The organism is Gordonia sihwensis (genome assembly GCF_029632925.1).
GTDB classification, from domain to species: domain Bacteria; phylum Actinomycetota; class Actinomycetes; order Mycobacteriales; family Mycobacteriaceae; genus Gordonia; species Gordonia sihwensis.
In genome coordinates this window covers 15045-28065 of the sequence record NZ_CP121249.1, presented here as the reverse complement: position 1 = coordinate 28065, position 13021 = coordinate 15045, and the positions used below count along the sequence as shown (strand labels likewise).

11 protein-coding genes are annotated in these 13021 nt (G+C 64.6%); 2 read left to right on the top strand and 9 right to left on the bottom strand.

Features of this window, described 5'->3' with window-relative positions:
- Nucleotide 1: 1 nt before the first annotated feature.
- Both P5P27_RS20270 and mobC read right to left on the bottom strand, forming a co-directional pair.
- The gene (locus tag P5P27_RS20270; protein ID WP_006897735.1) at nt 2-2020 is read right to left on the bottom strand and encodes a relaxase/mobilization nuclease domain-containing protein; all 2019 of its coding nucleotides are present in this window, start codon (nt 2018-2020) and stop codon (nt 2-4) included.
- Complete coding sequence (mobC, locus tag P5P27_RS20265) at nt 2017-2445, bottom strand: plasmid mobilization relaxosome protein MobC (RefSeq protein WP_006897734.1); 429 nt, start codon at nt 2443-2445, stop codon at nt 2017-2019. Before mobC ends, P5P27_RS20270 begins: the two co-directional genes overlap by 4 nt.
- A 388-nt stretch (nt 2446-2833) precedes the next feature.
- On the opposite strand from mobC, the gene P5P27_RS20260 reads away from it, so the two are divergent.
- Entirely contained in the window at nt 2834-3196 is a 363-nt protein-coding gene (locus P5P27_RS20260) for a hypothetical protein (RefSeq protein WP_006897733.1), read from the top strand.
- A gap of 88 nt (nt 3197-3284) precedes the next feature.
- Here the strand turns inward: P5P27_RS20260 and P5P27_RS20255 are convergent, their stop codons facing one another.
- Nucleotides 3285-8684, bottom strand: a complete 5400-nt coding sequence (locus P5P27_RS20255; RefSeq protein WP_278127478.1) for a helicase-related protein — start codon at nt 8682-8684, stop codon at nt 3285-3287.
- Between the two features lie 389 nt (nt 8685-9073).
- Nucleotides 9074-9607 carry a hypothetical protein gene (locus tag P5P27_RS20250; RefSeq protein WP_006897731.1) on the bottom strand — a complete coding sequence of 178 codons (534 nt, stop codon included), beginning with the start codon at nt 9605-9607 and terminating at the stop codon, nt 9074-9076.
- Between the two features lie 204 nt (nt 9608-9811).
- On the opposite strand from P5P27_RS20250, the gene P5P27_RS20245 reads away from it, so the two are divergent.
- Nucleotides 9812-10165, top strand: a complete 354-nt coding sequence (locus tag P5P27_RS20245) for a hypothetical protein (protein ID WP_006897730.1) — start codon at nt 9812-9814, stop codon at nt 10163-10165.
- On the opposite strand, the gene P5P27_RS20240 is transcribed toward P5P27_RS20245, so the two are convergent.
- The 5 genes from P5P27_RS20240 to P5P27_RS20220 form a co-directional block, all read right to left on the bottom strand.
- Complete coding sequence (locus P5P27_RS20240) at nt 10162-11133, bottom strand: Fic/DOC family protein (protein ID WP_006897729.1); 972 nt, start codon at nt 11131-11133, stop codon at nt 10162-10164. The genes P5P27_RS20245 and P5P27_RS20240 overlap by 4 nt on opposite strands.
- Nucleotides 11130-11378, bottom strand: coding sequence for a hypothetical protein (locus tag P5P27_RS20235; protein WP_006897728.1), 249 nt, complete (start codon nt 11376-11378; stop codon nt 11130-11132). Before P5P27_RS20235 ends, P5P27_RS20240 begins: the two co-directional genes overlap by 4 nt.
- Before the next feature lie 75 nt (nt 11379-11453).
- Entirely contained in the window at nt 11454-11645 is a 192-nt protein-coding gene (locus P5P27_RS20230; protein ID WP_006897727.1) for a hypothetical protein, read from the bottom strand.
- Entirely contained in the window at nt 11645-12076 is a 432-nt protein-coding gene (locus P5P27_RS20225) for a hypothetical protein (RefSeq protein ID WP_006897726.1), read from the bottom strand. The genes P5P27_RS20230 and P5P27_RS20225 overlap by 1 nt, the downstream gene beginning before the upstream one ends.
- Nucleotides 12077-12097: 21 nt before the next feature.
- Nucleotides 12098-12790, bottom strand: coding sequence for a hypothetical protein (locus P5P27_RS20220; RefSeq protein ID WP_006897725.1), 693 nt, complete (start codon nt 12788-12790; stop codon nt 12098-12100).
- Nucleotides 12791-13021 lie beyond the last annotated feature (231 nt).

The following is a 13021-nucleotide window of genomic DNA, read 5'->3' as shown; positions in this document are numbered from 1 at the left end:
TCTATCGCTCGAACCCTCGACGTCCCTCGTTCGACCGTGGTGTCGGACGAGGCCGCTCGATCGGCGGGCCTGCCGACACCTGCCGCCGAGCGGCCGGCCTCGTCCGGTTCGCCGCCGGGGACGGCGCGCGGTCAGCGAACCGGCGATCGACGGCCGCACTGGCTGCACGGATCCGCCGCGCTTGCCGCAGATGTCCTTGCGCTGCCATCGCTTCTGCGATCGCGCGACTGGCGGCGATCATCTGCCGAGTCACGGCCATCCATAGCAATGTGGTGTCGTCTCCGTTGCTCGCACCGGCGATCATCGTCGCCGCGACACGAGCGACAGCACTACGCGTTTGCGCGCGGCTTCCGGCCGCTCCGGTGCTGCGACGTTCGCTGGCGGCGCCGGAGAGTGCATCGGCCAACCGGTTCAGATCACGCGCGTCCGCACCGCCCATGTGGCGGGCCGCCGCACCGACCGCGGCGGCAGTGTCACCGGCGGCAGTGTGCCACGACTTCGACGTCCTATCTGAGACCGAGTTAACGCGTCTCTCCCAACGGTTGGCCGCCTCGGCCGCGGCCGCCGCGCGAGGACCGGCCGGCCGCGAGTCGGCGGCGTGTACGGGCGTCACGTCCGCGCGACGCCACGCCGCCGCGGCCAGCTTCTGATGGTCGGTGCCGCCGGGCCACCTCTGCCGAAGCGACGAGAGCTTCAGTTCGTCAGCGAGGTATCCGGCCGACCTCCATGCCGGCTTACCGTCGCTGTCTGCGGCCAGACTGGGCCGGAGCGCGACACTGTAGCCGGTGACTTCGGTGGTGGAGCCGCGGGCGAACCGTGGACGAATCAACACGTCGCGGTGAGCACGGACCGCGCGCACATAATCGGCCTCGGTCGCCGACGACTGAGCCAGCGGTCGGAGGATCGAGCGCAGCCTGTCATCGACAGCCGCGAGCTGAGCGATGACAGGCTGCTCACCGCGCGGCGGTGGGGGAGGAGACGGTGCAGCATTGCGTGACGCATGTTCCCACGCCGACCTGGCATCAGCGCGTGCGTTCTTGTCGTCGATCCATCGTTCACGAAGTCGTGGCAATGACAGATCTTCACCGAGCTTCTTGCCGCCGTGCATGATCGGCTTTCCGTGCCGGTTGGCGTACTCACTCGCCGGCAGGCCGACGCTGAATCCGGTGACGGCCTTCGGGTCGGTCTTGTCATAGTGTGCAGGCCGGATAATCAATCCGTCGGCCCGCACCAGTCGCACAAACTCCGCTTCGCTCTCCGACGCGACCGCGGCCGCCCGCACGCGCCGAGCCAGTTCGGCCGAGGGAGCCTCCGGTCGGCCGGCCTTGTCCGCGTGCGCGGACTGCGCATGGGCGGTGCCGCGGGTAGGCATGTCTCGGCCACCGGACAGAACTTCCAGACCGTGCTTGGCTTCGAGTGCGCGGCACACACGCTGTGCGCGCGGCCAGTCGCCTTCCTTGCGGTCGCTACGTTCCGGGTGTGGACGGAACAGTTGCACGACCGACCCGTCATCACGCACACGTGATGCTGCGATGTGCACGTGATCGCCACCGTTCTTCGTTACCCCGTGACGGATCGCCACCCAGCGAGCCTGTGCGTGATCCGGGTCGTCGAAGCCCATTTCTTCCATGAACTCGTGGACGATGCTCGACCACTGGGCATCGTCGAGTGCCCCGGCTTCCGGAGGTAGCGACAGCGAACAGTGCCACACATTCTCATCGATGCTGGCCTCAGCCAGCGCTGCACGCCCGCCCAGGCCACGTTCACGGGCGGCCGCGAGCTTCCTGTTGTCGCGCCGCACAACTTCGGCGCCGAACACCACTCGAGCCTCATCGAGGGTCGCCGCGAGATTGTGAACGTGCTCGGCATCGAGCACAGCTCCAGCGCCTCCGGCATAGAACACTTCGGAGGAACTGGCGGCGAGCACGTGCTGGTTCTCATGTTCGTTCGCTTTACCCGGGCCGGCGAGATACGAGACCAGACCGTACATCCGTGCGCCGGATGAGATCGCCGGGATCACTCGCCGATCCTCGTCGAGGGATCGTTGAAGACCTCGTTGAATGCGGCGGTGATCCGGGAGAGCGCGCGATCGACACCTGCACACGCCGCGGCGAACTCTGCCGGAATCTCAGCCTCGGAGTTCGCCTGTCGAGCGATCTGATTGAGATTGACGCCGATGCCAGCGATCAAGTTGCGCATGTCCACAGCCTGCTGCCAGGCCGCAACCTTCTCTTCCCGTCCTACTGGCACGGCCGCAACAGGTGACAAGGTTCGCGCAACCATCAGTCGTTGAACACTGACGCCGGCGTCGTCGGCGGCAGCACGTAGTCGCTGCTGCTCTACGGCAGTGACTTTCACTTCGATCTTGTTGGTGCGACCACCGACCACGTTGCGCCGACGCCGGCGGAGGAACGCGCGCGAAGCGTTCGGGTCCTGCTCATTCATGAGCCCCGCCTCCCTGGCCTCCGGCCACCGAGCCCAGCGCAGCGATCCCCTCCGGGGAACCCCGCCGACATCAACGATTCGGTCTCAGCGTACCGGCGAAAGCAAAGGTACGCAACGTTTAGGCATGCCTAAACAATAGCTTGCTCCGCGCTCCGCGTGGTAGATTGCGAACGGAGCGCAGCGGAGTGGAAAGCAGAGCCCGACCGCAGGGAGGCCCGTTCGGCGCGCGTGGACCGCACGATTCGCTGCTTCCAGGCCTGGGACGGGCTGGGGAGAAGATGTGGGTCCTGGGCTGACTGCCCGGGCTCAGCCAGACGAAGTCGAGGTCGAGAGGAACAGATGTCATCGCGTGCCGATACGGTGACAGCCGAAGAGACAGGAGTCGATCATGAGCGCACCGTTCCCGCCGCCGCATCAGCCGACGAGGCGGCGGCCCAGTGTGGCCGTGTGGCTGCTGAAGGCACTCGGTCTCGGCATCGTGTTCTATTTGTTCATCGGGCTGACGGCTGGACTCATGGTCCAGCACGAGCTGTCAGGTACACAGATGCTCGTCGTCGTCATCACGTTGTCGTGGCTCGTGACGATTGCTTTCGTCGCGCGGTTCATCATCAACCGGCGACGGCTTGCTGTCTGGCGGCGAGCGCAGGCCCAGCAACATCAACAGTGGGTGATGGCCATGCAGCAGGCCGAGTGGCACGGCCGGCGGCAGGCAGCGTACGACGCCGAGTACCGGCGACAGATTCAGCGTTGAAGATCGTCGGCCGGCACGTAGTCGGGGAGTGAAGACGATGGAGGCGGTCACCCTGTGCAGGGTGACCGCCTCCATCTGGTGGGTAGCTCTACAGTTCCAGTCCCGGTTCGCGCGGTTGGGTTGAACGGTTGGGACTAGCGTCGCGTGTGCTCTGCGTTGGTGGTTGGGGTCTGGAGTTCACCGGGCTGATCGGTTTGAGACCGCGGCGGGCGACATTCGCGGCGATCTCGGACGGGGTGAGTTCTCTGCCGTCAGGAGCGTGGGTGCGGTGCCATTCCGCTGATCGGCGAGCTTCGCCAATCTGCACTGCTGCTCGGTACCTATCGACCGAGTCGCATGGCGACTCCTCGAGCATCTGCTTGGTGGGGTTCCATTGCAGACTCCATCCGGGTTCTCGCCCGCTGCTGGCCAGGCGAAGCTGGGCAGCCTCGCGGCGCGCTCGTTCCTCTGGCGAGTTCTGTGCCGCTTCGATCGCCATCTTGATCTGTTGCAGCTCGACACGAAGTCCGGTCAGCCGATCCGCATCGGGGAAGACTCCGTCGGCGCGTACCGCGGCCAGATCCTTGTCGCTAATCGCCCGCTCCAAGTCGTGCTGGAGTCGTTGAGGCCGGGTCGCGATGGCGGCGTAAGCATTCTCCACTCGAGTCAAGATTCCGCTCGCGGTAGCTGACAGGGAGGTCGACTTGAGTGTGCTGTCGGCGTCGAGGTTCCGCATCCAGATCGGCTCGTCGAGTGCACCGCCGAACAGCCGCAAGTGGATATCTTCGCCATCGGCCGGCCGCGACATTTGTAGCTGCACACCGCTGGGGAACTCAGCGATCGATTTGTAGTGGCCGGCGCCCATTCCTTTCAGACCCATCCAGCGGAAGCGGATCGCTTCGAGTAACGCCTCACCTCGTTCAGGGCGTTCTGGATGCGCCGCGGGTTCGCCAGCCCCAAGGACGGTGAGGGGTCGCCCTGCTGCGTCCCAGTCCGGTATCGACTCCGCTAGGGGTGTGACGACCTTGATGCTCGCCGACAGCGCGGGGATCTTCTTCTCGAGGGTGCGAAGGTCGAAGCGCGCTTGGTTCTGAGCGTCCCGGAAAGTGTTCTCGAGTGCAGTGAGGCGGTCGACGTCGTTCTGCAACTCGACCATTCGCATGAACCGCTCGTCACCGGTGGCCGCGGCCTTCGTGGCCGCGGCGGCCTCGGTCAGGGATTGCTCCTCGATGTCGGCGACGTCCGCGGTGTTGTCGATCAGCCCTTGCTTGTACTGGCTGATGAACGCTGCCTTCGCCTCCACCTTGCCCCACATGATTGTGTCGGTGGTTCCAGCTGTGGCGTAGCTGTAGATCTCGACCTCATCGTTCTGGTTTCCCTGGCGGATGATGCGCCCCTCGCGCTGTTCCAGGTCCGCTGGGCGCCACGGCACGTCCATGTGGTGGAGGGCAACGAGGCGGCGCTGAACGTTCATTCCGGTTCCCATGCGCTCGGTGGACCCGATGAGAACGCGCACACGGCCAGCAAGGCAGTCGTCGAAAAGCTGGTTCCGCTGGGCCGGTGTGACGGCGTCGTGGATGAAGCGGATCTGCTCGGCCGGCACACCGCGCTGCTCCAGCTCGCCGCGGACCGCGTCATACACCGACCACTGTCCACCGGGCTTCGGAGTACCGCGGTCGCAGAAGACGACTTGCAGTGATCCCGGGATCGGTGAGGGCTGACCCGCTCCGTCGTTGTAGACGCGCTCGTTGTCTCGATGGTGGATCGCCGCAACAGTCTCAGCGACTGCTTCCGCGCGAGTTCGGCCATCTTCGGATGGGGTGAGTCCGACCAGTCTGGGGTCGAGAGCGACATTGCGTCCGTCGTTGAGCACCTTGAGCGGGTTGTCGAGCCGCGGATCATCGGGCATGTGATCGCTGCGGTACTCGAGGTCGGTGATGAAGTCGCGGACTTCCTGGCCGGGTTCGGTGAGGATCATCTTGCGGGCGCCGAACTTAGGAAGGTTTGCCGGCACCTGGTCGCGCACGACGACATCGGAGAATACTGCGGAGAGTGCATACATCGACTGGACGTTGCTGAACGAGTTGACGCTGGAGACCACGCGGAGCTGTGTTCCAGTTGCGTTGGTGACAGTCTGCGAGGTGGTCTTGGTGAACATCGCAGACCAGTCGTTGACTGATGCGACGCCGGCTGATGCGAGAATGTCCGGTCGCATATAGGACTGCATCACCCACGCCTCAGCGAGGCTGTTGGCGATCGGTGTACCGGTAGCGAAGGTCGCCACCTTCTCTTGACCGGGGACGAGCCATCGTCCCTCAGCGAGGGCTTTGTGTCGCGCTCGCTCCCGTAGCAGGTCGAGCTTCATCGCTAGGTCTTCGGCCTTTGCCGATCCTACGTGCGCCAGTGAGTCAATCGACGCGACCCGCTGGCGGTTCTTGTACCCGTGTGCCTCATCAACGATCAGGTAGTCGCATCCCGACTGCTCGAACCGAACACCATCGTCGAGTTTGAGGGTCTGCAACTTCGCTATGCGCTTCTCGAGAGTCTTCTTCGCCTGCTCGATCCGTTTGATCGTCGCGGTCGATCCGCTGCCGAGCTTCTGGTCCAGTTCGATGCCGAGTTCGACGAGTTGGCGTTCGAGGTGGTTACGTCTGCGGTCCGGATGAACATTGATCCTCTCGAACACACTCGCGGGGATGATGACCAGATCCCATTCCTTGACCGCGGTCTGCGCAACGAACTGCCGGCGATCTTCGTCAGTCATTCCGCGGCGGCCTGCGAGTATCTGCGCTGCCGGGTACCACTGCTTGGACTCGCGCGTCATTTGCTCGATCAGATGGGTCGGGACCACGAGCCACGGCTGTGAGACGAGACCACGACGTTTGAGCTCCATCGCCCCCATGAGCATCGATCCCGTTTTGCCGGCGCCGACAACGTGATCGAGGAGCACCGTCGGCTCGGCGATCATGCGTGCGACTGCCGCCCGTTGGTAGGGGTGGGGCTCGAAGTCGGGGGACAGTCCCGGCAGCGTCAGGTGCGAACCGTCGTACGCGGGCGGGACGAAGGAATTGAAGCGGTCGTTGAACTCGCGCAACAGCCTCGTGCTGCGCTCTGGGTCTGACCAGACCCAGCGACCGAACTCAGCCGCGATCTTCTCTGCTTGCACCTGTGCTCGGATCGTTGCTTCCTGATCCACCAGTGGCGCGCCGGCCTCGATCTCCGATTGCGGGTTGCTGACTTTGATCGGCTCCTGGTTCAGGAGCTTCTGGAACAGCTGGCCTGCGTTGAGCGACTTGCGCGAGTCCCGGCTTTCCGCACCGAACTCGCTCTCGTAGCGGGCGCGGTCTGATCGATACGGGCTCCCGGTAACTACCCAGCTACCTGCCGCACGCTCAACGGTGGTGTCGCTCGGGCCTCCGAGAGCCTCGACGATGAACTGCCTGTAGTCCTCGAGGGATACCCACGTCACTCCTGGCTGCACTTGGCCGATGTCGGTAGCAGCGAGGTCATTCGGGATGACTTCGGCGACCGCGGCGGCGGCGCGAGTGTATTCGCCGGCAAGCACTGTGTCTTCGGCCGCCGAGGCTAGTTCTGTCAATCGTGTATGACGCTGGCGTACGTTGCCGGTGAGCAGATGCTCGGCCGGAATGAGATCCCCTGTGCCGTCAGGCGAGATGAATACCGTGTCGCCGAGGGCGGTACGAATCTCGTCGTGGTCCTGCAGACCCAGGAGCTCGCCAATCCGTTCAAGGTCGACCCGCCCCTTCTCCGCCATCGTGATCGCGACGGCGTCTGCGGAGGACTCGGCATGTTCGGCGCGTTCGGGTGCGACAACGACATCGCGTACGAAGATGTCCGCCTTGCGCGCGCTTTGGTCATCCTCGTTGAAGTTTTCCAGAGACAGCACTACCGATAGACCTGGGTCGCGTCGCAGCTTTTCCAGATGTGGTTGTCGCACGCTTACCGAGGTCGGGGCCCATGCTTCTTCTGTGAGCGCAGCGAGCGTGTCCTCGGGCAGCTCGCCCTGCCACGGCCGGCCGTTAGTCTCAGGGTTGGCCACCCGCCACTTCTGCACTCGCGTTGCGAGCCGTTCGGCGGCTTCCTCTGGTGTCCGCGCTCGGCCGCCGTGAACTGCGAAGCGGTTGATCGGACCGTACGCGGAGTGGTACGCGTCGTAGACTGCATTTAGTTCGTTGCGAAGCTGCGCCTTACGATCCGGGTTGCTCGCCTCCGAAGTCTGTTCAGCGATCAGTTCGGTTCCAAGATCCCGGAGACGTAGCAGGTGCCGCGCTTCCTTCATCCGGGACTTGGGCATGGTGAGTTCTTGCCACTGGCCACTGAAATCCGCCGACTCGAATACGTTGCGCTCGACGTCATAGCGGATATGACCGGGAGTGACCTGATCGGCATACAGAGTCGCCGGCGTCCCGAGACCAGTAGCGAACTTGTGAATCTGATCTTCCGTTCGTGGCCGCGGGCTGTGTCCGGCGCCCTGCCGTAGCGCGCGATCGACGACGTCTGTGAGCGCCTCTCGGACCTGATCGGCCAGCGGTCGGTCGGCGTCGCGGCCGCTGACAGTCAGCGACCCGTCACGGTAGAGGCCGCGGCCGACCGAGAGCGTGCCAAGCACGTGCTCGCGATGCTCGGGCTCAGTGAAGTAGGCGTTGATCCGCACCGATTCCAGGCCTCCGTCGGCCGCAGGAACGTCCACCTCGGTGGTGTCGATCCATGCAGGCTTGTCCCACTTCGGTCGAGGACTGTCCAGCCGGCGGAACATCAGGATGTCAGTGACTACCGAGGTGCCGGCGACGTCTTTGAAGGCGTCAGTCGGCAGCCTGACCGCGCCTACGAGGTCGGCCAGCTCAGCGAGCGCCTCACGGGAACGCCGATTCTGCGCGTCAAGCGTTCCGGCAGTAGTGATGGCCATGACCCACCCGCCAGGCTCTGTCAGGTGCAAGCTCTTGATCAGGAATGCGTTATGGATCGAGTGGTTGTGCGGGTTCCACACTGGGTCGGGGACCGAGAACTTCCCGAACGGCACGTTGCCGATCACCGCATCGAAGCTCCGCTCAGGGACGTTGGTGACCTCGAAACCTTCAAGACGGATCTGCGCATGGGGATTGAGCAAGTGCGCTACCTCAGCGGTCACTGGGTCTTTCTCGACGCCGACCATGACCGCGTCTTCGGGTGCGAGCGCGATGAACGTACCCGATCCGGCGCCGGGTTCGAGGACTCGGCCAGACTCGAATCCAGCCCTCTGCAGCGCATCCCACATGACTTGGGCGATTGCAGGGTCGGTGTAGTGAGCGTTGAGCGTGGAAGCACGGGCATCTGCCCACTCGTCCGGTCCAAGCAGCTCGCGTAGCCGGGCTCGGTCCGCGGCCCATTCGCCTCTTGATTCGTCGAAGATCTCCGGAATCGCGCCCCATCCTGACCATTGAGCGAGGACGTCCTGCTCAGCAGGCGTCGCTGGTCGCTGTTCCTCACGGCAGGTGCGGACGATCTGCACCGCGGCGATGTTGGCACGCGCGCGAGCTTTCGCTCCGGTGGGTACGAGTTGGTGACCTGGATGCACGAACCTTGCCGCAGCGGGTCGAGACGAGTGCTCCGTCGTGACCGGTGAGGCTGTCGATGAGCGAGTGTCCTGGTCGTGATCGGCGCGGGCCTCGTCGAGTGGAGCAGGATCCGGTTCTAACCCGGCCACAGTCGTGTCGGCGTCAACAGCGACCATGCTTCCGTCGGGCCGCCGGGCCATCTCGACCTTCCGCGTCGACCACTGGGACATCGGCACGCCAGGCTCGTCCTGATCGACTGTAGGCAGTGTCCTCCCGTCGGCCGGTGGCAAAACGGTGCCGCCAGGGTCGGCCAGCGCCGGATTACTCGGGGCGCGGTAGTCGTCTAGGTCGAAGATTGAGAGCTGATTGTCATCAGTACGCGATCGACCTCGTCCGCGACGTCGCCCGCGAGAGCGTCCTGCGGACTGCTGGGCACCGGCAGGTGGTCGAGCCTCCGCGCTTCGAGCAGATCCGCCGCCCACACCCGGAACCGAACCGTCCGGTCCGGCCACAGTAGATCGGCCAACTCCTGCATCTGCTCGCTCGGTTCGAGGGTCTCGTCGAGCCACCAATTCGTCGTGCGCGACTGTTGCAGCTCCGGCTCCGGCTCCTCCCGATCCGTTGGCATCTCGGTCAACTGGGCCAGAAACACTTCCTCGCCCATCATCCGAGCCCGCTTGTGCAGCTTCTGCAACTCCGGGAACGTCGGCTGCCTGCCGGGGTGGTCCCGCCTCCACTGTGCGTTCAGCAGGTGCGTGTGCTCGGTGATCAGAGTCGCGATCTGCACTTCGGCGGCCTCGAGCTCCTGCTCGATCTTGTCCGTCGGCATCTCCTGCTCGATCAGCTGTCCCCGCAGTGTCTCGAGTGCGTTCAACATCGTGCCTACCTCCTAGTTCGTCCCTGGCTGCCAGGTCCGGGCGTGTTTCATCCATCGGGGTGGTCCCCTTCTACTTCGACCGTCCAAATCGTTGCGGGAACCACCTTCTCACCTCCCGGAGGCAGAGCTGGGTACCACGTACCGTAGTCGGACACCAATTCGCCCGTCAATAGGCTATTGACAGATGTGGGCGGGAGGTCTTCGATGAACGTCATGGGCGAGATCATCGTGGAGCGGGCCGGCGACGGCTGGTTCGTCGTCGGAGTGGGGCGTGTTTCACTACGTCAGGTGCGGATGCTCGCTGAGGAATCGGGGAGGTCGATTCGGTGGCCTGCGGACCTTGCTCGGCTGGTCGGCGACGTCGAAGCCGCCGACACCGCACTCAAGGCCGCGAATAGGGAGTCGGTGCGGTCCAGATTGGCGCTGGCGCAGTTCATGCGGAACCAGGGAATATCGCTGCCGGAGATTGGGGCCACGCTCGGGGTAAGCCGCCAGCGTGTGCATGCGCTGTTGAACGATCATGGCGAAGAGAGGAGCGGCTTAGAGAGCGGGGACTAGCGCTCAGGGGATGATGAGTGCCGCCAGCCAGATCGTTCGGAACTTCCTGTCGGCCGGGAGCTCGGTATCGGGTTGCTCCGCGATGATTGGGTCGTAGGAGACGTACGGCTGGTGCCACGCGACGCAAGTCGGGCGGCGCGTTCAGCAGCACTTTGCGGCCGCTGAGCGGCTGCGTAGTCCTTGATGAAGGTGTATCCGTTTCGACCGTTGTCTGCCGTTGCCTCCTCGGCGTACCCGAACATCGCTAAGTAGATGTCTTCGACTGACTTCTTGTCGCGCGCGTACTCGACTTGCATTAGTTCGCCGAGTGATCCAACCGCTGCGGGGTCGCCGAACCCGACGAGACCGCGATCAAGTTGGGCCGCGAGGTAGGTCGGGTCGTTGAACACGAGACTGACGTGGCGAGCAGCGTGGACCGCTCCGGCGTCGACCTTGTTCCAGTCGATGTCCCAGCCGGCGTCGCGTAGGTACTCATTGAAGAACACGCGCTGGGAGCGGGAGTTTCCGTCGACGAAAGGATGCAGGTAGGTCATCTGCGACCAGTGATGTGCTGCTGTTTCGAGCGCCTGCTGGGCTGGGGTGTCGAGGTCCGGGCGATCCAAGGCAATATCGGATTCCAACAGGGGAAGGTGCTGACGCATAACTTCAGGTGGTGCATGCTTGATCCCCATTGCGAATGTGTGCTGCCCGGCCACACGCAGTTGTCCACTCCAGTCGTAGACATCCTGGAGGATGTAGGCGTGAATGGCCTGGAGGTAGCTGACGTCGAAGCGTCGGGCTTCGAGTGCAGTCAGAACCTCTGGACGCAGCCCGGGATCGTAGTCATCGCGGTCGAGGTAGTCGTAGGAGTCGAGTTCGATGATCCGCTTCGCTGCTGCGAGGCGTTCGACTGCCTCGAGTTCTTCAACAGTCGAGGCCCCGACCTTATTGGCCGGGACCTCGATGTCGTTGGGGTCTTCTGTGCTCACTCGGCTTTGGCCTGACGTGTCTGAGCGGTGCGCTGTCGGGTCTCCGACAAGATGCGGTCGCGCTCTTCTGCGAAGGTCGTTTCCCCGCTGCGCATCCTGCGCAGGGCGTCGAAGTCCTCAGTGGTCAGCGGCATGCCGGCCATCGTTGAGGCTGCGGAAGCACTGGCGCTGTACCACTCCTCCGGCAGTGCTGCTGCCCGAGCACGGCACTCCTGCACGCTGAGTACACGCTTCTTCGTGGTCATGGCTCCCCCTTCGTTTGGGTGTCCAGTATATGTCGGGCTTGAAACCATAGCCGGGTCCTCTTCTCGTCGGTCTTGTCAGAACAGTGCGATCTGATGTTCTTGGGCTCGGTCAGTCGCGCGCTGGTCGCTGGCTGCGGCCATGAGTTTGGCGGTCGCGGTGGTGACGCCGAGGGCCTGCGCCACGAGGGACCAGGACCGTCCCTCGTGGCGCAGGCGCGCGGCGTCGTCCTCGTCCTGGATCTGTTGTGAGGTCGTTGGGGTGGCCATTACTGGTCTCCTTCGTCCTCGTACCAGGAGTCGGGGAGTTCGTTGGCGTGCAGGAGGAAGGCTTCTCGGCGGCCGGCGACAGTGGTGGTGAGGTCGGTGAGCGCGTAGAGGCTGGCGTCGGCGGTTCCGCTGATCTCGTGTGCTTCGGCGGCCCGGTCGGTCCAGATGTCGAGGCAGTCGTCGCAGCGGCGGTGTGCGAGGTTGCCGGCGTTGGTCCACACGGGGTCGGGGTGGCCGGCGCACGTGATGCGGACCATGAAGTCGGCGCGGTTGACCGGGTGCCGGCGGACTGTGACCCGGCCGGACGGCTCGGTGTGGAGGTCGGCGGCGGGGCTGCGGTCGGTGATCGGTCCGTGCAGCAGGAGGTAGGGGACATGCAGCTGCTGCCGTGGATGGTGTTCGGTGATGTGGTCGAGGTGGCGGGCGTTCATCGGTCTTCTCCTTCTGCTGGATCAGAGCTTGGCGAGGGCGTCGGTGACGGCGAACCGGCGGCGTTCGGCTGCTTGCTGGTGGTTGGTGAGGGTGGTCCAGTGGCCGGCGAGGTCGTCGGTGTCGGCGTCCTCGAGCGCGATCTGCATTCGGGCGAGGAGTGCGGTGTAGCCGCGGCGGTAGTAGGCGTCGACGATGCCGCGGCTGAGGTACGGGACGTCGCTGCCGCCGGGGAGTGGGCCGTGGCCGGTGGGTGCAGCGATGGTGATGAGGGTTTGGCGGGCGGCGCGGTCCGTGGTGCCGATGCGGGTCATGAGGATCTGCGGGGTGACGGGCGCGCCTTCGTCGACGAGCTCGACGACAGTCCGGAAGATCCGGCCGTGGATCGGGCTGAGAAACAACGGATGATTCATCGGGATTCGGTCGGCCGGGTAGCCGCCGGTGCTGTCGCGGTGCTGGTGGTCGCCGACGAGGGCGTGGATGGCGGCCGCGGTGGCCGGCGACCAGATGAGGGAGGTAAGGAAGTCGAGTTCGGCGTGGATCTGGGCGTCGATGTCGTCGAGGTCAGTGGGGAGGCCGACGAGGGTGTCGGTGGCGTCGTGGACGGTCTCGAGTGCGGGATGCTCCAGGGTCGCGGTCATGTCGTCGTCTTCCTCGTTGGTGGTGGCCGGCACGGTGTCGGCGGGCTGGTGCGCGTCGTGGTCGGTGCCGGTCATGGTGTGGTCCCTTCTGGCCTTGCGGTGGGTTATGCGGCGACTGGCGGAGAAGCAATATTGAAGGTTGCGCTATTCGCAAGCACGCGTCGATCCGCTCATGCCTTTGAGCGACAGCTAGCAGATCGTCGTCCGCCGAGTGTGGTGGGCTTGTACCTCTCCTCTGTTGCGGAGATCTCCGGGCAGGCGCGTCCCGCTGACGAGAGCCACAAACTCCAGGCGGAGTCTCTTCGG

What these genes read in the sequence shown, in the direction of transcription:
- mobC (WP_006897734.1), bottom strand. Translation starts at nt 2,445, where the DNA reads ATGAATGAGCAGGACCCGAACGCTTCGCGCGCGTTCCTCCGCCGGCGT.
- P5P27_RS20250 (WP_006897731.1), bottom strand. Translation starts at nt 9,607, where the DNA reads ATGTTGAACGCACTCGAGACACTGCGGGGACAGCTGATCGAGCAGGAG.
- P5P27_RS20260 (WP_006897733.1), top strand. Translation starts at nt 2,834, where the DNA reads ATGAGCGCACCGTTCCCGCCGCCGCATCAGCCGACGAGGCGGCGGCCC.
- P5P27_RS20235 (WP_006897728.1), bottom strand. Translation starts at nt 11,378, where the DNA reads ATGACCACGAAGAAGCGTGTACTCAGCGTGCAGGAGTGCCGTGCTCGG.
- P5P27_RS20245 (WP_006897730.1), top strand. Translation starts at nt 9,812, where the DNA reads ATGAACGTCATGGGCGAGATCATCGTGGAGCGGGCCGGCGACGGCTGG.
- P5P27_RS20225 (WP_006897726.1), bottom strand. Translation starts at nt 12,076, where the DNA reads ATGAACGCCCGCCACCTCGACCACATCACCGAACACCATCCACGGCAG.
- P5P27_RS20230 (WP_006897727.1), bottom strand. Translation starts at nt 11,645, where the DNA reads ATGGCCACCCCAACGACCTCACAACAGATCCAGGACGAGGACGACGCC.
- P5P27_RS20220 (WP_006897725.1), bottom strand. Translation starts at nt 12,790, where the DNA reads ATGACCGGCACCGACCACGACGCGCACCAGCCCGCCGACACCGTGCCG.